General features: G+C 70.8%; 20 protein-coding genes. 13 read left to right on the top strand and 7 right to left on the bottom strand.

From position 1 onward, the window contains the following. The first annotated feature begins 63 nt into the window (after nt 1-63). From pstC to AB0878_RS40105, 8 genes are all read left to right on the top strand, one after another. Nucleotides 64-1,071 (top strand): phosphate ABC transporter permease subunit PstC, encoded by a 1,008-nt coding sequence (pstC, locus tag AB0878_RS40140; protein ID WP_366586589.1) that lies wholly within the window; start codon nt 64-66, stop codon nt 1,069-1,071. After that, on the top strand, nt 1,068-2,267 hold the full coding sequence (pstA, locus tag AB0878_RS40135) for a phosphate ABC transporter permease PstA (protein ID WP_366586586.1): 1,200 nt from the start codon (nt 1,068-1,070) through the stop codon (nt 2,265-2,267). The genes pstC and pstA overlap by 4 nt, the downstream gene beginning before the upstream one ends. Then, nucleotides 2,264-3,871 carry a phosphate ABC transporter substrate-binding protein PstS gene (gene pstS / locus AB0878_RS40130; RefSeq protein ID WP_366586584.1) on the top strand — a complete coding sequence of 536 codons (1,608 nt, stop codon included), beginning with the start codon at nt 2,264-2,266 and terminating at the stop codon, nt 3,869-3,871. Before pstA ends, pstS begins: the two co-directional genes overlap by 4 nt. Further along, nucleotides 3,868-6,264, top strand: a complete 2,397-nt coding sequence (locus tag AB0878_RS40125) for a hypothetical protein (RefSeq protein WP_366586581.1) — start codon at nt 3,868-3,870, stop codon at nt 6,262-6,264. Before pstS ends, AB0878_RS40125 begins: the two co-directional genes overlap by 4 nt. A 150-nt stretch (nt 6,265-6,414) precedes the next feature. Further along, on the top strand, nt 6,415-7,398 hold the full coding sequence (locus tag AB0878_RS40120) for a hypothetical protein (protein ID WP_366586579.1): 984 nt from the start codon (nt 6,415-6,417) through the stop codon (nt 7,396-7,398). Between the two features lie 20 nt (nt 7,399-7,418). After that, nucleotides 7,419-8,999 carry an Ig-like domain-containing protein gene (locus AB0878_RS40115; protein ID WP_366586577.1) on the top strand — a complete coding sequence of 527 codons (1,581 nt, stop codon included), beginning with the start codon at nt 7,419-7,421 and terminating at the stop codon, nt 8,997-8,999. 83 nt (nt 9,000-9,082) lie between these two features. Continuing rightward, a complete protein-coding gene (locus tag AB0878_RS40110) occupies nt 9,083-10,159 on the top strand; it encodes a DUF916 domain-containing protein (RefSeq protein WP_366586574.1) in 1,077 nt (358 codons plus the stop codon). Then, the gene (locus AB0878_RS40105; protein ID WP_366586571.1) at nt 10,143-10,877 is read left to right on the top strand and encodes a hypothetical protein; all 735 of its coding nucleotides are present in this window, start codon (nt 10,143-10,145) and stop codon (nt 10,875-10,877) included. Before AB0878_RS40110 ends, AB0878_RS40105 begins: the two co-directional genes overlap by 17 nt. Before the next feature lie 241 nt (nt 10,878-11,118). Here AB0878_RS40105 and AB0878_RS40100 read toward each other — a convergent pair whose 3' ends face one another. Together AB0878_RS40100 and AB0878_RS40095 are read right to left on the bottom strand one after the other, a co-directional pair. Next, complete coding sequence (locus AB0878_RS40100) at nt 11,119-11,283, bottom strand: hypothetical protein (protein WP_366586568.1); 165 nt, start codon at nt 11,281-11,283, stop codon at nt 11,119-11,121. Nucleotides 11,284-11,373: 90 nt separating this feature from the next. Further along, nucleotides 11,374-11,901 (bottom strand): hypothetical protein, encoded by a 528-nt coding sequence (locus AB0878_RS40095; protein ID WP_366586565.1) that lies wholly within the window; start codon nt 11,899-11,901, stop codon nt 11,374-11,376. A 4-nt stretch (nt 11,902-11,905) separates the two neighbouring features. On the opposite strand from AB0878_RS40095, the gene AB0878_RS40090 reads away from it, so the two are divergent. From AB0878_RS40090 to AB0878_RS40080, 3 genes are read left to right on the top strand one after another with little or no spacing between them, the layout of a single operon-like run. After that, nucleotides 11,906-12,115, top strand: a complete 210-nt coding sequence (locus AB0878_RS40090; RefSeq protein WP_366586563.1) for a hypothetical protein — start codon at nt 11,906-11,908, stop codon at nt 12,113-12,115. Further along, complete coding sequence (locus tag AB0878_RS40085) at nt 12,109-12,996, top strand: class E sortase (protein ID WP_366586560.1); 888 nt, start codon at nt 12,109-12,111, stop codon at nt 12,994-12,996. The genes AB0878_RS40090 and AB0878_RS40085 overlap by 7 nt, the downstream gene beginning before the upstream one ends. Before the next feature lie 10 nt (nt 12,997-13,006). Beyond that, nucleotides 13,007-13,810: a phosphate ABC transporter ATP-binding protein gene (locus AB0878_RS40080; protein ID WP_366586558.1), complete on the top strand. Its 804-nt coding sequence runs from the start codon at nt 13,007-13,009 to the stop codon at nt 13,808-13,810. 3 nt (nt 13,811-13,813) lie between these two features. Here AB0878_RS40080 and AB0878_RS40075 read toward each other — a convergent pair whose 3' ends face one another. Together AB0878_RS40075 and AB0878_RS40070 are read right to left on the bottom strand one after the other, a co-directional pair. Continuing rightward, a complete protein-coding gene (locus AB0878_RS40075; protein WP_366586556.1) occupies nt 13,814-14,293 on the bottom strand; it encodes a cupin domain-containing protein in 480 nt (159 codons plus the stop codon). A gap of 181 nt (nt 14,294-14,474) precedes the next feature. Continuing rightward, complete coding sequence (locus AB0878_RS40070; protein ID WP_366586554.1) at nt 14,475-15,848, bottom strand: FAD-binding oxidoreductase; 1,374 nt, start codon at nt 15,846-15,848, stop codon at nt 14,475-14,477. Nucleotides 15,849-16,743: 895 nt separating this feature from the next. Here AB0878_RS40070 and AB0878_RS40065 point away from each other — a divergent pair. Both AB0878_RS40065 and AB0878_RS40060 read left to right on the top strand, forming a co-directional pair. After that, on the top strand, nt 16,744-17,097 hold the full coding sequence (locus AB0878_RS40065) for a helix-turn-helix transcriptional regulator (RefSeq protein WP_366586687.1): 354 nt from the start codon (nt 16,744-16,746) through the stop codon (nt 17,095-17,097). 96 nt (nt 17,098-17,193) lie between these two features. Next, nucleotides 17,194-17,445, top strand: coding sequence for a hypothetical protein (locus AB0878_RS40060; protein ID WP_366586552.1), 252 nt, complete (start codon nt 17,194-17,196; stop codon nt 17,443-17,445). Nucleotides 17,446-17,537: 92 nt separating this feature from the next. On the opposite strand, the gene AB0878_RS40055 is transcribed toward AB0878_RS40060, so the two are convergent. The 3 genes from AB0878_RS40055 to AB0878_RS40045 form a co-directional block, all read right to left on the bottom strand. Continuing rightward, nucleotides 17,538-17,954 (bottom strand): Rid family hydrolase, encoded by a 417-nt coding sequence (locus tag AB0878_RS40055; protein ID WP_366586549.1) that lies wholly within the window; start codon nt 17,952-17,954, stop codon nt 17,538-17,540. Between the two features lie 42 nt (nt 17,955-17,996). After that, the gene (locus tag AB0878_RS40050) at nt 17,997-19,199 is read right to left on the bottom strand and encodes an acyl-CoA dehydrogenase family protein (RefSeq protein WP_366586547.1); all 1,203 of its coding nucleotides are present in this window, start codon (nt 19,197-19,199) and stop codon (nt 17,997-17,999) included. Between the two features lie 179 nt (nt 19,200-19,378). Continuing rightward, nucleotides 19,379-19,819, bottom strand: coding sequence for a nitroreductase family deazaflavin-dependent oxidoreductase (locus AB0878_RS40045; RefSeq protein ID WP_366586545.1), 441 nt, complete (start codon nt 19,817-19,819; stop codon nt 19,379-19,381). Nucleotides 19,820-20,341 lie beyond the last annotated feature (522 nt).

Genomic DNA, 20,341 nt, shown 5'->3' with positions numbered 1-20,341 from the left:
TTGCCCGGCCTGCGACAGCTGTCCGGGTAAAGCTGCGCGAGCGTGATTCGGAGAGGAGGGGACATGACCGGTGTGCTCGAACACGCCGGCGGGGAAACTCAGGCCCGCCGGAAGACCGGAAGACCCGGCGGCGCCGACCGTTTCTTCCGCCTGGCACTGCTGGGTGCGGGGCTGCTGGTGCTCACGATCATGGTGGTGGTGGGCGGTTTTCTGCTGAAGAACGGAAGCCAGGCACTCGGCCGGGCCGGACTGTCCTTTCTCACCACGCAGGCGTGGCAGCCCGACTCCGGCAACTTCGGCATCGCCGCGGTGCTCGTCGGCACGCTGCTCATCGCCGCAACCGCGCTGTGTGTGGCTTTTCCGCTGGCCTGCGGGGTGGCGCTGTACATCTCGGAGTACGCACCGCCGCGGCCGAAGCGGGTGCTGATCAGCCTGGTGGACCTCATGGCCGCCGTCCCGAGTGTGGTCTACGGCCTCTTCGGCGCGGTGTTCCTGCAGTGGAACCTGCTTGACGTGCCACGCTGGCTCTCGATCCACCTCGGCTGGTTCCCGCTGTTCACAGTGGACGGTTACGACGCGAACGACCCGCTGAGCAGCCAGACGGTGTTCGCCAGCTCCACCTTCTTCGCCGGCCTGGTGGTCGGGATGATGGTGATGCCGATCACCTGCTCGGTCATGCGGGAGTCGTTTTCCCAGGCCCCGCCCGGAGAACGGGAAGGCGCCTACGCGCTCGGCGCCACGCGCTGGGGCATGATCCGCAGCGTCGTGCTGCCCTACGGCCGCGGCGGGATGATCGGCGGCACCATGCTCGGCCTCGGCCGCGCGCTCGGCGAGACCATCGCGGTGTACATGATCATCGCGCCCGTCTTCACCATCCAGCCGCACGTGCTGCAGAGCGGGGCGAACTCCGTGTCGGCGCTCATCGCCCAGCAGCGGGGCGCGGCCAGCCCGTTCGGCCTCTCGGCGCTGATGGCGGCCGGTCTCGCGCTGTTCGCCCTCACGCTCGTCGTCAACTTCGGCGCGTCCGCGATCATCGCGCGCAGCCGCTCCGGACAGGGGAGTGAGGCATGACCGCCCTGGACACCCGGGAAACCCCGGAAATCCCCGAGCTCCCCGAGTTCGACGACGCACCCGAGGCGCCCGAACGCCGCCGCGTCACCCGGCCCGGCCGGCGCGCCGACACGGTGAACGTGGTGGGCGCGCTCGTCGCGGCCATCGCGCTGACCGCGATCGTGTTCACCCAGCTCGCCCCGTTCGGCGGCGCCATCGGGTTCCTCGCGATCGCGTGGGTGCTGTTCCTCGGCCTCTACGCGCTGCTGGTCTCCTTGACTGACAACGCCTTGACGGTCCGCGACCGCCTGGTCTCCGCGGTCGTGCACAGCCTCGCCGCGTTCGCCTTGCTGTCGCTGATCACGATCGTCGGCTACCCGCTCGTGCGCGGCATCGACGCGTTGAGCCACTGGAACTTCTTCACCGACGACATGGCCAACGCCGGCCCGCTCGACCCGCTGAGCCAGGGCGGGATCATCCACGCGGCGGTCGGCACCTTGGAGCAGATCGCCATCGCGCTCGTGCTCACCGTCCCCTTGGGACTCACGTGCGCGGTGTTCCTCAACGAGACCCGCGGCTTCTTCTCCCGGCTGGTGCGCACGATCGTCGACGCGATGACCGCGCTGCCGTCCATCGTGGCCGGCCTGTTCGTCTACGCGGCGCTGATCCTCTCGCTGGGCCTGGAGAAGTCGGGGCTCGCCGCGGGGTGCGCGATCAGCGTGATGATGCTGCCGATCGTGATCCGGGCCTCCGACGTGGTGATCCGGCTCGTACCGGGCTCGCTGCGGGAGGCGTCGCTCGCGCTGGGCGCCGGGCAGCTGCGCACGGTGTGGCACGTGGTGCTGCCGACCGCGCGCTCGGGCCTGACCACGGCGATCCTGCTCGGCACCGCGCGCGGCATCGGCGAGACGTCCCCGGTGCTGATCACCGCCGGGTTCACCGCCTACCTCAACGCCGACCCGCTCTCGGGCCCGCAGATCTCCTTGCCGCTCGCGACTTTCTCACTGGTCACCTCGCCGGAGGAGGCCATGAAGGCCCGCGGGTTCGGCGCCGCCGCCGTGCTGATGCTGCTGGTGCTCGTGCTGTTCGTGATCGCCCGGCTGGCGGGCGGCCGCCCGGCCGGGGAGCTGACCCGCGGCGGACGCCGGCGCCGCGAACGTGCCTCGGCCGCCGACCGCGAACGCTTCATTCGGAGAATGCAGGGGGAACAGCAGTGAGAAGCCGGATCTTCCGCTGGGTCGGGCTCGCGCTGGCGCTGGTGCTGCTCGGCCAGAGCACCGCGTTCGCGCAGGGCTACGTGCCCATCAGCGGCGCGGGGTCCACGTGGAGCTCGAACGCGCTGGACCAGTGGCGCAAGAACGTCGGCCAGTACGGCATGCGGATCAGCTACGCCGCGACGGGTTCCACGGACGGGCGCAACCAGTTCAAGGCGGGCCAGGTCGACTTCGGTGTGTCGGAGATCCCGTACGGCCTGACCGACGCCGGCGTCACCGACGCCGCACCGACCAACCGCGGCTTCGCGTACATGCCGATCGTCGCCGGTGGCACGGCGTTCATGTACAACCTGCACATCGGCAACACCCGGGTGACGAACCTGCGGCTGTCGGGCAAGACGCTCACCCAGATCTTCACCGGCGCCATCACCACCTGGGCCGACCCGGCGATCAAGGCCGACAACCCGGGCCTGACCCTGCCGGCCCGCAAGATCATCCCGGTGGTGCGCTCGGACGGTTCGGGCACCAGCGCGCAGTTCACCACCTACATGGCCCGCCAGTACGGCTCGCTGTGGGACGCCTTCTGCCGCAAGGCCGGGCGCTCGACCCCGTGCGGGTTCACCTCGAACTACCCGCTCGTGCCACCGATGATCGGGCAGTCGGGCTCGCTCGGCGTCACCAACTTCGTGCGCCAGGACCAGAGCGAGGGCGCGATCACCTACGTCGAGTACTCCTACGCGCGCAACGCCGGGTTCCCCATCGCCAAGGTGCTCAACCAGGCCGGGTACTACATCGAGCCGAAGGCGCCGAGCGTCGCGGTCGCGCTGCTCTCGGCCCAGATCAAACCGGACCTGACCCAGGAGCTCGGGAACGTCTACACGAACCCCGACCCGCGCACGTACCCGTTGTCCAGCTACAGCTACATGATCCTGCCGACCACGCCGACGGCGCCGTTCACCGTCGAAAAAGGACGGACGCTGTCGGACTTCGCCTACTACTTCCTGTGCGAGGGCCAGCAACAGGCCGATCAGCTGGGCTACTCGCCGCTGCCGATCAACCTGGTGCAGGCCGGCCTCAACCAGGTGGCCCGGATCCCCGGTTCGACGAAGAAGCCCACTGACATCACGAAGTGCCACAACCCGACCTTCTCGCCGGACGGCACGAACCTGCTCGCCAAGAACGCCCCGCAGCCCTCGCCGTGCGACAAGATCGGCGTGGTCCAGTGCACCACCGGCACCGGCGGCGCGAAGTCCTCGACGCCGAACAACGGCGCGGGCAGCCACTCGAACACCACTGGCGGACCGGGCGGCACCGCCGGCAACGGCCCCGGCGGGACGGCCGGCACCCCCGGGAACACGAGCTCGACCCCGGGCGCGCCGGGCACCGCCAACGGTCCCGGCGGCGGCGCGATCGACCCCGACACCGGCCTGCCCGTCGGCACGCAGAACCTCGCCGACGGTGGCTCGTCGGTGCCCGTGTCGCTCGCCCAGCGCGACGACGCCACGGCGGCGCTGCTCACGTCCGTGGCCGTCGCGCTGCTGCTCGGGCTCGTGATCGGCCCGCCGTTCCTCGCCCGCCGCCTCACCAAGGACAGGGACCGGTCGTGAAGTACCTCAGACTCCTGCTGGCCGCCTTGCTCGCCCTGGCCGCGCTGCTCGTGGCCGCCCCCAGCCAGGCCGAGACCGGATCCGCGGTCACCGTGTCGGGCACCGGCGCGTTCTCCTCGCTGAAGGTGACGGTCAGCCAGACCACCGACCTGATCAACCAGACCGTGCGGGTGACCTGGACCGGTGGGCAGCCGACCGGCCCGTCGGGCAACTTCGCCACCGACTACCTGCAGATCATGCAGTGCTGGGGCGACGATCCGGCCGGTCCGAAGCGGGAACAGTGCCAGTACGGCGGTCTCGCCGCGCAGGGCTCGCCGGTCGCGGGCGCGTGGACGCGGCTGCGGCAGGTCAGCTACGGCACCCTGAAAGACGGGCTGGAGACGATCAAACCCGCGGACGGCAAGCAGGCCGTGGTCCCGTTCACGTCCGTCTCCGGCGTCACGACGACCTCGACCGGAGAGTTCTTCACCGCCGGCACCACCAACGAGGTCCCGCTCGCCAAAACCCGGCTCGACGGCGGCGGCGAGGTCGACTTCGAGGTGCAGACCGCGCTCGAGGCCGACGGCCTCGGCTGCGGCACCGTCGTCAACGGCGCGCCGCGCGGGTGCTGGCTGGTGATCGTGCCGCGCGGCGACCGGGAGGTCGACGGCACCGAGGTCGGTGTCGGAGACAACCGGCCGCAGCTGGACTCGTCGCCGTTGAGCCAGACGAACTGGAACAACCACATCTCGGTGCCGCTGAAGTTCCAGCCGGTGGGCGACTCGTGCCCCCTGGGCGCGGCCGAGCGGCAGACCTCGGGTGACGAGTTCCTGTCCGAAGCCGTGCTGCGCTGGCAGCCGACGCTGTGCGCCGGCGGCGGCACCGTCTACGGCTTCACCCAGGTGCCCGACGGCGTCGCTCGCCAGACCGTGGTGTCGGACAACCCCGGCCTCGCGTTCATGACCGATCCGGTGCCACAGGACCAGGTCACGAAACCATTGGTGTACGCGCCGATCGCGTTGTCCGGGTTGAGCATCGCGTTCATCACCGAGCGCCAGTCGGCCGGCGAAGGCGTGGTGCCGCCCGAGGTGTGGCAACGCGACGGCGAGCAGATCACCGAGATGAACCTCAACCCGCGGCTCGTGGCGAAGCTGCTCACCCAGTCGTACGTGCTGTCTTTGCCCACGCGCCAGGACTACCTCAAGGGCAACCCGGACTCGCTCACGCTCGATCCGGAGTTCCTCCGGCTCAACCCCGACTTCAAGGACTCCGGCCGGCTGATGTCTGCCGTGGACGCTCTTGTGCCCACTGTGGACATGGACGCCACCACCATGCTGTGGAACTGGATCAAGGCCGACAAGGACGCGTCCGACTTCGTCAACGGCGTGCCCGACCCGGACGGCATGAAGGTCAACCCGTCCTTCCGCGGCACGAGCCTGCCGGTGTCCAACTTCCCGCGCTCCGACCTGACGTGCGCCGGCACGGGGCTGCTGGCCAGCTGCGCGCTCGACCTGCGCCCGCTCGCCAACGACATGCACGAGGCCGGCCGCGCCATCAGCCGCGGTGACACGCTCGGCAAGGCCCCCACCGGCTTCGCGACGCCGACGGGCGCGCCGGAGCTCAAGGCCGTCGACCGCGAACCCCAGGGCCAGCGCAGCCTGCTGGCCGTGGTCGACACCCCGACGGCCGAGCGTTACGGCCTGCCCACGGCCAAGCTGCGCAACTCCTCGGGCGCGTTCGTCGCGCCGACCGACTCGGCGATGCTCGCCGCCGTCGCGGCCGCGAAACCCGGCGCGGTCAAGGATGTCCTGCACCTGGACCCGACGACGACCGCCGCCGACGCGTACCCGCTCACGAACCTCGCCTACGCCGCGACCGCACCGTCCGCTTTGGACAAACAGGCCGGGGCCGACTACGCCGCGTTCCTCAAGTACGCGGTGGGGAACGGCCAGAAGCCGGGAATCGAGGCGGGCACCCTGCCGGCCGGTTACGTGCCGCTGCCCGAGGCGATGCGCGCGCAGACCGTGGCCGCTGCCGACACGATCGCGGCCCAGTCCGGCCAGACCACCCCGCCGCCCCCGTCCGGCGACCAGACGTCCGGTGCGGGCGCGGGTGGCGCCAGCGGCGGCGACCTGCCCCCGGCGTCGGACGGCTCGGGCGGCACCGGCGGCGTGGGCGGCACGCCCGGCACCGGCGCCGGACCTCCGCCGAACGCACCGGGCGGTGCACCCCTGGCCGTCAAGGCACCGCCGACTTCCACGGCCGACCAGCAGAACGTGGCGCAGACACGGCCCACCCCGGGCTCGCCCGTCGGGTTCGTGCGCTACCTGCTGGTGATCCTGCTCGCGGCGGGCGCAGTCGCCGTCGCCTCCGGGCCCGCGCTGACGCGCCTGAGCAAGCGGATGGGGAGGTGATGTCCGCGGCCCGCCGGCCCGGGAGTTGCCGCTCCTGAGCTCGACGGGCCGGGTGCAACCGGCAAGACCGGCGTCACGACCGCAAAACGGCGACGCCGGCAGGTCCGGACGACGAGTCCGGGCATTCCTGCTGCGAAAAGGATACCTGAAGTGAGCAGAAGAAAAACCCTCGTCACGGTCGCCGCGGCGGCCCTGGTGCTCGGCCTGAGCGGGGTGGCGCAGGCCGACCCGAGCGGCACGCCGACCTTCCGCCAGCTCGCGGGTGTCGGCTCCGACACCACGCAGGGCGTGGTGAACGGCCTCGCCGACGCGATCACCGTCGGCGGCACCAAGATCATCGCCTCCTACGACGCGGTGGGCTCGGTCACCATCACCACGAAGGACGCGTCGACGCCGAACTGCACCATCCCGCGCCCGGCCAACTCGGGTGAGGGCGTCAACGCCCTGGTCGCCTCGCTCGACAACGGCACCAACTGCGTGCAGTTCGCGCGGTCCTCGGCCAACAACTCGTCGAGCTACGCCGGCAAGAACCTCACCTACGTGCCGTTCGCCGTCGACGCCGTGACCTACGCGGTGCGCTCGGACAGCTCGATCTCGAAGAAGCTGACCACCGCGCAGCTCAAGAGCATCTACAACTGCACCGCCCCGGGCGTCGGCACGACCTACAAGCCGCTGCTGCCGAAGTTCGGTTCGGGCACCCGCGCGTTCTTCCTGTCCTCGCTGGGCCTGACGAACGCCGCGAACTACACCACCACGTTCCCGTGCGTGCACGACACCGACCCGACGAACGCGCCGATCGAGGAGAACACCGGCACGTTCCTGACGGACCCGGCGAACGTCGCGCCGTACTCGATCGCCCAGTACCAGAGCCAGATCAACGGCGTGGTCCCGGCCGTGCAGGGCAAGGCCGTGCTGGCCACGCTCAACGGCATCTCGCCGACGTCGCTGAACACCTCCTCGTCGTTCAAGCGGGACGTCTACAACGTCATCCCGAGCGCCCAGGTGGGCAACGCGCCGTACGCCGGCACCTTCGTCGGCCCCGACTCCGCGATCTGCGCCGCCGGCGACGTGATCACGAAGTACGGCTTCGGCAAGGCCGCCAACTGCGGCGACACCAGCATCGTCACGCCCTGACCCGGAAAAGGACCTCTTCCATGAGCACCAGATCCCTGCTGCGCCGCGTCGCCGTGGGCGGTGTCATCGTCACCGCCGCGCTGGCGGCGATGGGCACGCTCTCGACGGCCTCGGCCGCCGTTGCGCCGGGCACGCTCGGCACCCTGACCCTGAGCCCGGCCACGGGCGTCGACACCACCGCGGGCGTGGCCACCACGTCGGCGGGCTGCCCGGAGACCTCCGACGCGTACTACCTGTACGTCTTCGGCCCCGGCGGCTTCACCAACGGTCTCATCGCGACGACCACCACCGACGTCGGCCTGTCCCACACGGACGGCTTCCCCGTCCAGCTGGGCCTGTCGATGAAGGACATCGCGCTGGACAACAGCACCACCGTCCAGCCGGGCCGCTACGACCTGGTCGCGAGCTGCATCGACTCGTTCTCGCAGGAGGTGCAGGGCACCTTCACCCAGGCGATCTACTTCACCGACGCCACGCACTACCAGAGCACCGACCCCGACGCGCCGGTCTCGACCAGCACGTCGCTCGCGGTCTCGCCGGCTTCCCCGGCCACGCAGGGCAGCCCCGTCACCCTGACCGCCACGGTCACCCCGGCCTCGGCCGGCGGCACCGTGCAGTTCAAGGACGGCGCGGCGAACCTGGGCAACCCGGTCGCCGTCAACGGTGGCACCGCGGTGCTGACCACGTCGGCGCTGACCGCCGGCAGCCACTCGCTGACCGCCGTCTTCACCGGTGGTTCGCAGAACGTCGGCGGCTCGACGTCGGCGGCGGTGACCTACCAGGTCAACGCCCCGGTCGCGACCCCGACCACGACCGCGCTCTCGGTCACGCCGAGCGGCACGGCCCAGCAGTTCAGCACGGTGACGCTGAACGCGTCGGTCAACCCCGCGGGTGCGGCCGGCTCGATCCAGTTCACCGACGGTGGTGCGAACCTGGGCAACCCGGTCGCGCTGTCCGGTGGCACCGCGACGCTGAACACCTCGACGCTGGGCGTGGGCGACCACACCTTCACCGCCAAGTTCGTCCCGGCCAACCCGGCGGCGTTCGTGGCCTCGGAGTCGGCCGGTGTGCCGCTGTCGGTGACCGCCTTCGCGGGCGTGGCCACCTCGGAGAACATCACCACGACCGTCAACGCGGGTGAGCTGCTCATCAGCGTCGACAACGAGAACGTGACCCTGCCGTCGCCGACGATGCTCCCCGACGCCTCGATGCTGCAGACCTCGGGCCAGCTGAACCCGGTCACGGTCACCGACACCCGCGCCGGGAACCCGGGCTGGAACGTCTCCGGCCAGGCGACCGACTTCGGTGACGGTGCTTCGCACGCGATCAACGCCGCCAACCTCGGCTGGACCCCGGTCCTGGTCGACAAGGTGGCCGCGCAGAACATCACCGCGGGCCCGGCCGTCGGCCCGGCCGCGGCCGTGGAGCCGGGCGCGGCCGCTCCGGCGGGCCTCGGCCTGGCGGGTTCCCGCACCCTCGCCACCGCCGCTTCGAACGGTGGCAACGGCACGGCGCACCTCGGCGCCGGGCTCTCGCTGAACGTGCCGACGTCGACCGTCGCCGGCACCTACACCGCGGTGCTCACGCTCACCGCCATCTGATCACCGGGTCTCCGGCGGCGCGGTGCCGGCCGCCCGCCGGAGACCCGGCCCCCAGTCGTTCTTCCGTCCGAAGGGAAACGCCGATGCGCCTCGTGGCACTGGCCGCCGCGCTCCTGCTGGGTTTCGCGCCCGCCGCCACCGCCTCCGCCGCTCCCGCCGAGGCGCACCCGTCTTCTCACCTCGGTGCCGAGGCCGCTTTCCGCCCGGCCGCCCAGCCGCCCGCGGGGGACCGGCGCGTGACGTTCGGCGTGCGCCCCGCCACCGCGAAGGCGCCGGACAACCGGCCGAGTTTCGGTTACGGCGCCACACCCGGCGCCGTCGTCAAGGACTACGTCGCCGTCTCCAACGTCGGCACCACCCCGGTGACGCTGAAGATCTATGCGAGCGATGCGTTCAACACCCCGGAGGGCGGGTTCGACCTGCTCGCCGCCGGCAAGAAGTCGGTGGACGCCGGGGCCTGGACCAAACCCGCGCAGACCAGCGTCTCACTCAAGCCCCGGTCGGTCTCGATCGTCCCCTTCAGCCTGACCATCCCCGTGAACGCGACCCCCGGTGACCACGCGGCGGGCCTCGTCGCCGCGCTGACCACCGAGCAGACGGGCGCGAACGGGCAGCGGGTCTCGGTCGAGCAGCGCGTCGGCGCGCGCATCTACCTGCGCGTGACCGGGCAGCTCACGCCGCGGCTCGCGATCACCGGCCTCACCGGCACCTACGACCCGACGCCGTTCGGCCGCGGCGACGCGACCGTGAGCTACACCGTGCGCAACACCGGCAACACCCGCCTTTCGGGCACGCAGCGCGTGGGCGTGAGCACGCCGTGGGGGACCACTGTGGACAGTGCCGCGCTGCCGCCGATCCCGGAGCTGCTCCCGGGCGGGCTGTTCAAGGTGACCACGAAGGTCTCCGGCCTGCTGCCCGCGGGCTGGCTGAACGCGACCGTGCACGTCGACCCGCACCCGGTGGCCGGGTTCACCGACCCGGTGGAGCCCGTGGAGGAGACCCTGACGCTGAGCGCCGTGCCGTGGGCGTTCCTCGGCATCCTCCTGGTGCTGGTCCTCGGCGTGCTCGCCGTGGTGTTCACGCGGCGCAGACGTCGGCGCGGTGGCACGACCGAAGCCCCGCCGGCGGAGGAGGTGGCCGAACATGCGGCTGCGCACTGAGCTCCTGCTCGTCGCGGGCGGGCTGGTCCTGTTCGCGGCGCCCGCCCAGGCGGCGCCGATCGGCGGCCTGGTCGTGACGCCCGGCGAAGGCCAGGACGCGTCTTCGATCCGCATGCACACCAGCGCCGGCTGCCCGGCCGACGCCGACGCGTACTACGCGAGCCTGCGCGGCAAGGGCATGCCCGCGGCGGGGCAGGTGGTCGTCGCGAACACCGACGTCGGCCTGTCGCACACGGGCGGCTTCGACGTGTTCCTCGCCCAGACGCTCAAGGACTTCGCCGCGGACAACGGAACCTCGCTTTCGGGCAAGTACGACGTGACGCTGTACTGCATCGACTCGTTCAGCCAGGAGAGCAAGGGTGAGTTCACCGCGTCGCTGAAGTTCGACAGCCCGGTGAAGTACGCGGCGCTCGGCGCGGCGAAGGGCCCGAACCGGGCGCCCGAGACCACATCTTCCGCGCCGCCGCCCTCGTCGCGCGTCGTGCCGCCGACGTCGGCCGTGCCGGCCGGGCCCGGCGCGGGTTCGACCCCGGTCCCGCTCCCGGGATCCGGCAGCAGCGGCGGGCCGCGGACGAGCGCTCCGGCGCCGGAAAACGCGGCCGCACCGCCGGAACCGTCGACGACGCTGATCGGCGCGTTCGCCCTCGTGGCGGGCGTGGGCCTGGTGGTCGCCGCGGTGGCGCTCGCCGCGTGGGTGGTGCGCCGGCGTGCCCGGTGAAGTGCGGTTGTCCCCTGAACAGCGGAAGGAAAGCTTTCATGCGTAAGCGTCAGCTCGTGGTGGCGGGTGCCTCGGCGGCCGCGGCGGCGATCGTCGTGGTGACCCTGGTGACCTCCACCGCCTCGGCCGCGCTGCCCCCGCCGGGCAGCCTCGGCACCCTCACCCTCGAACCGCCCAGGGGCACCGGGGCCACGGCTCCCGTCGTGCGCACGTCGCAGGGCTGCACCCCCGACTCCGACTCCTACATCGCCCACGTCTTCGGGCCCGGCGGGTTCGCGCCCGGGCTGGTGGCGACGTTCGGGCTGCAGGACGTGGACTTCTCCACCACGCAGCCCTTCCCGGTGCAGTTCACCAAGGGCATGACCGACATCGCCACGGACAACCAGACCGAGGTCGTGGCCGGCACCTACGTGGTGCAGGTGTCCTGTATGGACTCGTTCTCGCAGACGTCGACCGGCACCTTCACGACGAACATGTACTTCACGGACGCGACGCACTACCAGTCGACGGACCCGAGCGGGCCGCCCGTGTCGACGACGCCGACCACACCGACGTCGGTGAGCACCTCGCAGCCGACCTCGACCTCCACCACGACGTCGACGTCCACGGCCACCTCGACTTCTACGACGACTTCGAGCCCGGCGTCGACCACGACCACGCCGTCTACTTCGGACACTCCGACGACCACGGCGACCACGACGTCGCCGACCACCACGAGCACCACCACCACTGGCGCCACGGGCACGCCGACGTCGACCACGACCACGGGCACCACGAGCACGAGCGCCACGACCACGACCACGACAACTTCGACGGGTACCTCGACGCCGACTTCCACCTCGACCCGCACGTCCACGAGCTCGCCCACCTCGACGACCACCACCACCCCGCGGACGTCCACGACTTCGCCCAGCACCACCACGCCGGCTTCCACGACCGCCACGACGACGTCCTCCGGCACGGTCTCCGACACCGAGACGACCTCGGCGACGGACATGTCGTCGAGCACGTCCACAAGCGACACTTCGGTGACCGTCCCGCCCGGCGACACCGGCACTCCCGGCTCGGGGGGCAGCGCGGGGGAGAACGTCGGTACCGACGTGCCGGGCCGCACGCTGGCCTACACCGGGTTCGACCTCGGGTTCTTCGTCCTGGCGGCGGCCGTGCTGATCGGGCTGGGCGCCGTGGCGCTCATCGCGGTCCGCCGGCGCAGGGCGGATGCCCGCCGCACATGGTGACCATCGAGACGGACGTCGCCGCACCGCCGACGGGGAAACCCGCGGCGGTGTGGGTGACCGGGCAGGCGCTGTCGATCGTCGGCGCGCTCATGCTGTGCCTGGTCGTGCAGATCGCCGTGATCGGGCAGCTGGCGCACAACCGCGACCAGGACCGGGCGTACGCGGCGTTCCGCGACCAGCTCGCCAACGCCACCGCGCCGGCCGGCGGCTACGACCCCGACGGGCACCCGCTGGAGCCGGGGACGCCGGTGGCGGTGCTGACGGTGCCGCGGATCGGGGTGCGCGAGGTCGTCGGCGAGGGGTCGACGTCGGAGGTCCTGAAGTCCGGGCCGGGGCACCGCCGGGACACGGTGCTGCCGGGCCAGGCGGGCACGAGCGTGGTGCTCGGCCGGCGCGCGGGGTACGGCTCGCCGTTCCTGGATATCGGCAAGCTCAAGCGCGGTGACCTGATCAGCGTCACCACCGGGCAGGGCAAGCACGAGTACGAGGTGCTGGGCGTGCGCCACAGCGGCGACCCGCAGCCGGCCCCGCCCGCACAGGGCCAGGGGCGGCTGACGCTCGTCACCGCCGACGGCCCGCCGGGCCTGCCCGCCGACGTCCTGCGCGTCGACGCGCGGCTGCTCACCCCGGCCGTCGGGATCGGGGGCGTGCTGCCGGCGTCGGCGATGAGCGAGTCGGAGCAGGCGCTCTCGGGCGACCCGGCGGCGATGGTGCCGCTCGTGCTGTGGGGGCTGCTGCTCGTGGTGAGCGCGGCCGGAGTCGTGTACGTCCACCAACGCGTCGGCAAGTGGCATTCGTGGGTGATCGGGGTGCCGCTGCTCGGCGCGCTCGGCGTCACGGTGGCCGACCAGGCGGCTTCGCTGCTGCCGAACCTGTTGTGAGGAGACCAGGATGACCATGCTGCTGCCGTCGGTCGAGGAGACCACGTCGATCGAGGCGCGCGCGGTGTCCGCGTGGTTCGGCGACCGCAAGGTGCTCGACCGCGTGTCGCTGACCATGCCCGCGCGGTCCGTCACCGCGCTGATCGGCCCGTCGGGGTGCGGGAAGTCGACGTTCCTGCGCATCCTCAACCGCATGCACGAGCTCGTGCCCAGCGCCACGCTCGCCGGTGAGGTCCTCCTCGGGGGCGACGACATCTACGACCCGTCGTGGAAGCTCACCGACGCGCGCCGCCACATCGGCATGGTGTTCCAGAAGCCCAACCCGTTCCCGGCGATGTCCATCTTCGACAACGTGACCGCCGGCCTGAAACTCACGGGCACCAAGGTGCGCAGCTCCGAAAAGGACGATCTCGTCGCCGAGTGCCTCATCAAGGCCGGCCTGTGGAAAGAGGTCCGCGACCGCCTCCGCCAGCCCGGCGGTGCGCTGTCCGGCGGCCAGCAGCAGCGCCTGTGCATCGCCAGGGCCCTCGCGGTCCGCCCGAAGGTCCTGCTCATGGACGAGCCGTGCTCGGCGCTCGACCCGACGTCGACGCGCCGCATCGAGCAGACCATCGAGGACCTCAGCGGCGAGGTGACCATCGTGATCGTCACCCACAACATGCAGCAGGCCCAACGGGTTTCCGCGCAGTGCGCCTTCTTCCTCGCCGAAGAGGGCGCGCCCGGCGGCATCGTGGAGGCCGGCCCGACCACCACGATCTTCGAGTCACCCCACGACGACCGCACCGCCGACTACGTCCACGGCCGCTTCGGCTGAGCCCTACTCGCCGTCGTCGTTGAGGATGACCGTCGGCGGCGTCCCCTTCGCCTTCACGTAGAACACGGCCAGCTTCGCCGGCTCCGTGGTGCTCGCGTTGCGACTCACGACGTGCACGTCGGTGGGGGACTCGAAGAAGACGCCCCCGGTGTTGACGGTCTGCAGCTTGCCGCCTTTCACCTGCGTGACAACACTTCCCTGGAGGACGTAGACGAACAGGTCGCAGTTGTGCCGGTGCACCTGGGAGGCCTCCCCGGGCGCGAAGTCGACGATCTCGATCATGCCCTCCTTGCCCGGGATGTCGGGCAGGGCCTGGGTCATGAGCCGGGTGACGGCACCGGCTTTCGTCTGGTGCTCTGCCGGGCCGCCGCTGCTGGGGCTGCCGGCGGCCGGCGCCAGGTCGGCCGCTCGACCCGAGCCGCACGCTGCCACGCCGGCCAGTGCCAGCAGGGAAACCAATGTTGTCTTGACTGTCCTGTTCATGGTCCGCACTCCCGCCCGGTAGTTGATCTCCCTCTCGACCGTAAGGTCGGGACGGCACCGGAACGCGGGTCACTTCGGCTCAAGATCATTGGGCCACTTCGCAGGGATCGTTTCGCTCCTGGGACCCGCGCACTCCGGCGCAGACTTTGCGGCTGGCGGGTCTGCGCCGGAGTGCCACGCTTCAGGCTCGGGGGTCCCCGATCGAGCGAAGGCCGAGCGGGTCGTGGATGACGGCGCCGGGATCGTAGTGCCGGGCGATCTCGCCCAGGCGTGCGGCGACATCGGGCGCGAAGAACCGGTCGACGGCGCGGTCGTCGGCGCTCGCGAAGGTGCGGAACGTCCGTCCCGTCGCGGCCGGCTTGAGCGCATCGAGGACGCGCCCCTGCTCCTCGGCCAGGGCGGCCACGTCCTCGGGCCGGAAGATCAGCCCGACGCTCTCGAGGAAGTACTCGCCCTCGACCCGGTCGAGGGCGGCGGGTGCCTCGGCCGGCCGGTTCAGGGCTCCGCCGAGGCGGCGGAACTCGACGACGGACAGCGGGCTGCCCTGCGGACCGAGGTCGGTCACCGCGCTCAGCGCCGACTCCGGCAGGTCGTCCAGAATCTCGGTGCGGATCACGACCGGCGCGCCGTCGGCGGGGACGCCGGCCAGGTCGAGGTCGTCGGGCGTGCGGGGCCGGGTGGAATCGAGCATCGGCTGGGCGACTTCGAGCATCGGAAGCAGCAACCGCCGCGCCTCGTCCGCCGTGCCCAGGTGGCAGACCGTCAGGGTGACCGCGCGCTGCCCGCGAATCGGCTCCGGCACCGAGGGCAGCGGCGGGAACTGGTGCACGCCGATCGCCGTCGTCATTTCCTCCGGCAGCGTCGAGGACCACGTCCGGTAGGCGGCGAACAGGTCGAGTGCCGCGTCGACCGGCCAGATCAGGTCGCCCGCGAAGAGCTCGGGAACCGGAGCGAGCTCGATCTCCAGCTCGGTCACGATGCCCGGCGGGGTGCCGCCCCCGCGCAGCGCCCACCACAGGTCGGCATGGTGCTTGGCCTCCACGCGCAACCGCTGCCCTTCGCCGGTGACCAGCTCGGCGGAGACCACTCCGTGCGCGGCGAGGCCGTGCCGCCGGGCGAACAGCCCGAGCCCTCCGCCCAGGGTGTACCCGGTGACCCCGGCGCTGGGGACGTTCGTCGCCAGGCCGCTGAGGCCGTGCGGGGTGCACGCTTCCTGCAGATCTTGCCACCGCACCCCCGAACCGACGCGGGCCCGGCGCCGGGCCGGGTCGATGGCGATCGCGTTCAGCTCGCCGGTGCGCAGCAGAAGGGCGCCGTCGTAGGAGTCGATCGCGCCGTGGCCGGTGCCCTGCGGTGCGACCCGGATGCCGTGCTCGGCGGCGAACTTCACCGTGGCCACCACGTCCTCGACGCCGGTGGCCGCCACGACCGCGGCCGGACGCTGCTCGACCGTCAGGTTCCACGGCTTGCCGGCGCGCTCGAACCGTTCGTCATCGGTCCCGATGACCGCGCCCTGCACATTTTGCGCCCATTGCGCCAGATCTCTGATAACCATGTGCGCGATGCTGACATGCGAATCCGGCGGAGCGGAATCCCATGAACAGGGGATTCGAACGGGAATCCGTCCGGAACAGCCGGACACAGTGGACGGTGGTGCCGGAAATAAACCTCGATCAAAGTATAGGGGTGTCGGGAGTCACTTTGCCCGGCGGTCATTTTCCGCATTATTTTGGTGGCGGGTACCTGGGGCGGGGAAAGGACTCGGATGACGCCGGTGACCGCCGACGCGTACGCGGCGATCGAGCGGATGGCGGGCACGCGGTCGACGTGCGAGGCGTTCCAGTGGTCCGCGGTGCCCGAGCTGCGCCGGATCGTGGGCTTCGATTCGATGTGCTGGAGCCTGATCGATCCGATGACCTGGGCTCCCTCGTGGACCGTGGGTGACAACTCGGTCCTCGGGTTGCAGCAGCGCCGGTTGCAGACTTCCTGGGCGTCGTCGGGCGAGTACCGGGAATTGACCGGCCGGGGCTTCGCCTTCACGAGCGTCGACGCCGAAGGGCTGCCACGGCGCGAGTCGTACTGGTGGGAAATGGGTGAGCCGGGCGGACTTCGCGACGGGCTCTCCGTCGCCCTCGGCGCGGACGGCGCCTGCTGGGGGATTTTGCATCTGTTCCGCGATCACGACGGTCGCCGGTTCTCCGCGGCCGACGTTGACGCGGTCCTGAAGATCGCGCCGACCCTGGGCCGCCGCCTGCGGCGGAGCACGATCGATCCGGCGGGGGAGCGCCCGAGCGGCGACGAGGCCGGAACGCTGATCCTCGATCGCGGCCTGGCCCCGGTGGCGTCGACGCCGGAGGCGGACCGCTGGCTCTCCCGCCTTCCGCAGCCCGCCCCCGGGGGTGATCCCCTCCCCGGGTTCGTCTACGCGATCGCGGCCCGCCTCGGTCCCGATGTCCTGCCACCCTCGACACCCCAGCTGCGCATCCGCGCCGACGACGGAACCTGGCTTCTCCTGCGCGGCGAGGCTGTCCGGCGGCTCGGCACTGGGCGACGGGGCCATCGCGGTGACCATCGAACCCGCCTGCCAGGCGGATTTACGACCGCTGTTGATGCGGGCCCACAAACTGTCCGCGCGCGAACGGGAGGTCGCGGCCCTGGCCGCGAAAGGCCTCACGAATGTCGAGCTGGCGAGCGCCTTGTTCATCACCCGCCACACCGTCGCCGACCACCTGAAGGCGATCTACGACAAACTCGGGGTCAACAGCCGAGGCGAACTGACCTCGGTGCTCGGCGGATTCCGCTGACCTGCCGAAGGTGAGCCCGAGCGGATGAAGTGGGGAATTTCGGCACCGTTCTCGGATCCTCGATCGGCGGTGAACGGGGCGTGCAACCTGGACGCGATGCCCTTCACGAGGATCAGCGTGCCGGACCGGATCCGCTTCGACACACCGGATCCGATCGTGCTGGCACTCCGTTGTCCGTCGGGCCGGCACTTCTGTTCCGAATCCCCGGATCGCACGGCCGCATTGTTCGACCTCGTGCGCGACAACTGGGCTTCGGCGCGACGGGACGGGGCGCCGTTGCTCATCGCCGAGATCCACGTCGCACTCGGACGACGCCGAATAGTCGATTCCGCTCGGGCCCGGCTGTAACACTATTTCCGGTTGGGCCCCGAACTCGCGCGAAACGCGTTGGCTTGAGGTGACGCGGCCGGATCGCTCCGGCCGCGTCACACCGGCGCGGGTCAGGCCGGGCGGACGGCCGCGATCGCGCTGACTTCGACCCGCAGGTTCGGCGGGACGAGGCGTGACACCTCGACGGTCGTCGAGGTCGGCATCCGCTTGAAGTACTCGCGCATGACCTCGACGACGATCTCATTGTCCCGGTCGACGTCGACGAGGAACTTGCCGACGTTGATCACGTCCGCGATCGTCGCTCCCGACAGGGCGAGGACGTGCTCGAGATTGGCGAACAGCCGGTGCATCTCGGAGCGCAGGTCCGTCGGGTCGTCAGGGTTCTTCGGGCCGCCGAGGACGCCGGAGACGTAGATCAGATCCGCGCCGGCCGGAATCCGGATCGCCGGGACCAGGGGCAGGCCGGAGACGCCGGTCTTCTCTCCCGTTTCGTCGATCACGGTGAAGGGCTTGTCGTCGGTGGTCATTCGTGAACCTGTGTCCTTTCTCGTGGGGTGAATGGGAACCGCTCAGATGGGCATGACGAACTCGTCGTCGCCGAACAACGCCCGGCCGTAGATCTCCGTCGCGATCTCGGGCTGGATGAGGCCGTGGCGGCTGGCGGCCTCGGAATCGCGCCAGATGCGCTGCAACGGGTTGCCCGTCGCGAAGCTGCCGGCGCCGTTCATCGTCAGCGTGCGGTTGATCGCACCGCGGCTGTAGGTGATCGCGAGCCCGGTGTCCATCCGGATGCGAGCGCGGACGACCAAGCCGGGCTTCGCGCCTTCGTGAGCGAGGCGCACGATGTCGTCACACGCGCGCCGGGCGACCATCGTGGCGATGTCGACCGACGACACCGCCTCGGCGATCCCGGTCCGGTTGGCCGGCGCGTCCACGGCGTGGTCGTACTTCGAGTACATCACCGTCCGCCGCGGCAAGTTCGCGAGCGTCAGGTCGACGGCGGCCTGCGCGAGGCCCAGCTGGGCACCGCACAGCACAACGCCGAGGACCGGCAGGAACGACTCGCGGTGAACGGGTGCCTCGGACGAGGTCGCGTAGACGTCGGCGGCGAGGTCGTCGTACCGCTGGACGCGGTGATCGGGAACGAAAACGTCGCGGGCGACGAGCGTGTTGCTGGCGGTGCCGCGCATCCCCACGACGAACCAGGTGTCCACGATCTCGAGCTCGTCCATGGGGAACAGCGCCAGGCTCTGCACGCGATTTCCCTCGTCGTCGGGCGTCATCACGCCGAGGTGCGCCCACTGCGAGTGCGCCGAGCCGCTGGCGAAGGGCCACTTGCCGCTGACCACGTAGCCACCGTCGACGCGGCGGACGTCTTCCACCGGGTTCAGGACGGTGCACAGGCGCGCGTCCGGGTTCGTGCCCCAGACGTCCTGCTGGGCCTGTTCGGAGTAGGTGGAGGCGATCCAGGCCGCCGAGTTGATCAGCGCGTGGACCCAGCCCGCGGAGCCGTCGCCGCGGGCGACCTCCGCCGTCGTCTCGACGAGGGTGCGGACATCCGCCTCGAGCCCGCCGAACCGCTTCGGAACGCAGAGACGGTAAAGGTCCGCGGCCTGCAGCGCGTCGACAACCTCGGGGGACAGGGTCCGGTTGTCGTCGGCGAACTGCCCGCCTTGCCGCAGCACGTCCCGCAGTCCGGCGGCGCGCGCGACGAGCTCGTCGGACAGCCGGCGCGAGTCGGGAATGACGTCAGAATCGATACTTGTCGCCATCAGTACCTCTCAGGAGGGTGCCGCTCCTGCTATCCGAGCGACTTGAAAGTTCAATTGCAAACGTTAGCAGAAATATCCGCCGGATTTGCAAGTAAGATGGATGGAAACGATTGCAGTCGAACGCGTATCAGTCTTGCCCGATTGATCGCAGGCTTCGAACCGGCGGCCCTGGGAAGTGGTCAGGCGGAGACGCGGTGCAGGACCACGACCGGGATGACGCGAGTGGTCGTGCCGTGGTCGGGGAAGCCGGTGGTGCCGGCGGTGAGCCGGGCGAAGTTGTCCGCGAAGCGAGCGAACAGGGCGTCGCGTTCGGGGCCGGATTCGAGGGGTTCGGCGGTTGCCTCGAAGGTCTCGGCGCCGACTTCGACGGTGACGGCCGGGTTGGCCTTGACGTTGTGGAACCAGGCCGGGTTGGTGTCGGCGCCGCCGTTGGAGGCGATGACGACGATCCGGTCCCCGTCGGCCAGGTGGCTGAGCGGGGTGGTGCGCACCGTGCCGGTCTTGGCGCCCGTGGTCGTGATCAGCGCCATGTCCATGCCGGCGAACATGCCGCCGACCTTGCCGGCGTTGGCGCGGAACTCGTCGATGACGGTGGAGTTGAAGTCGGCGGCCGAAGTCATGACCGGTCCTTCCGGTTCGGGGGTTCTCGGGGCGCCGTGATCTTGGCACGCCGGCGTCCACATCGGACGATTCGCGTCCCGCGGTACCGGACACCGAGCGGCGTCACCGGGCACGGTGACGGGGCGCGGTCGGCGGCGGTCGACTTCCGAGCGGGTTCCTCTTGTGTCGGTTCCGCCCGGAGCAGCGCGGGTGAACTCCGGGTGGGTCTCCGAAGTCTGTGCCTGGAGGCCACGGTGAACACCTTGCCGCAATCCGGCGGGCGCACCGCTTCGGTGAGCGAGAGCTACACCGTGACCGTGTTCGCGAAGTCGGCTACGGCCTGTGCGCGGGTCACCCGGCACCACCGGGTCGGCGCTGATGTGGCGACGGTCCGCGACCGAGGTAAAACGACGTGCGAGGCCCCGTCCGCCGCCAAAGGCACCTGTCGGGCCCTCTTCGGCCTGGAATTTCGCAGCGGCCCCCAACAGCCCCGGCGAGGTTCGTGGCGGCCTGAGTTGACTAGCCCTCCGCAGCGTTTTACG

Source organism: Amycolatopsis sp. NPDC047767, assembly GCF_040704195.1.
GTDB lineage: Bacteria > Actinomycetota > Actinomycetes > Mycobacteriales > Pseudonocardiaceae > Amycolatopsis.
This window is presented reverse-complemented; position numbering and strand designations above follow the sequence as displayed.

Excerpts from the sequence above, each read along its gene's own strand:
- pstC (WP_366586589.1), top strand. The coding sequence starts at position 64 with ATGACCGGTGTGCTCGAACACGCCGGCGGGGAAACTCAGGCCCGCCGG.
- pstA (WP_366586586.1), top strand. The coding sequence starts at position 1,068 with ATGACCGCCCTGGACACCCGGGAAACCCCGGAAATCCCCGAGCTCCCC.
- AB0878_RS40115 (WP_366586577.1), top strand. The coding sequence starts at position 7,419 with ATGAGCACCAGATCCCTGCTGCGCCGCGTCGCCGTGGGCGGTGTCATC.
- AB0878_RS40110 (WP_366586574.1), top strand. The coding sequence starts at position 9,083 with ATGCGCCTCGTGGCACTGGCCGCCGCGCTCCTGCTGGGTTTCGCGCCC.
- AB0878_RS40105 (WP_366586571.1), top strand. The coding sequence starts at position 10,143 with ATGCGGCTGCGCACTGAGCTCCTGCTCGTCGCGGGCGGGCTGGTCCTG.
- AB0878_RS40085 (WP_366586560.1), top strand. The coding sequence starts at position 12,109 with ATGGTGACCATCGAGACGGACGTCGCCGCACCGCCGACGGGGAAACCC.
- AB0878_RS40080 (WP_366586558.1), top strand. The coding sequence starts at position 13,007 with ATGACCATGCTGCTGCCGTCGGTCGAGGAGACCACGTCGATCGAGGCG.
- AB0878_RS40075 (WP_366586556.1), bottom strand. The coding sequence starts at position 14,293 with ATGAACAGGACAGTCAAGACAACATTGGTTTCCCTGCTGGCACTGGCC.
- AB0878_RS40070 (WP_366586554.1), bottom strand. The coding sequence starts at position 15,848 with ATGGTTATCAGAGATCTGGCGCAATGGGCGCAAAATGTGCAGGGCGCG.
- AB0878_RS40065 (WP_366586687.1), top strand. The coding sequence starts at position 16,744 with ATGTCCTGCCACCCTCGACACCCCAGCTGCGCATCCGCGCCGACGACG.
- AB0878_RS40060 (WP_366586552.1), top strand. The coding sequence starts at position 17,194 with ATGCCCTTCACGAGGATCAGCGTGCCGGACCGGATCCGCTTCGACACA.
- AB0878_RS40055 (WP_366586549.1), bottom strand. The coding sequence starts at position 17,954 with ATGACCACCGACGACAAGCCCTTCACCGTGATCGACGAAACGGGAGAG.
- AB0878_RS40050 (WP_366586547.1), bottom strand. The coding sequence starts at position 19,199 with ATGGCGACAAGTATCGATTCTGACGTCATTCCCGACTCGCGCCGGCTG.
- AB0878_RS40045 (WP_366586545.1), bottom strand. The coding sequence starts at position 19,819 with ATGACTTCGGCCGCCGACTTCAACTCCACCGTCATCGACGAGTTCCGC.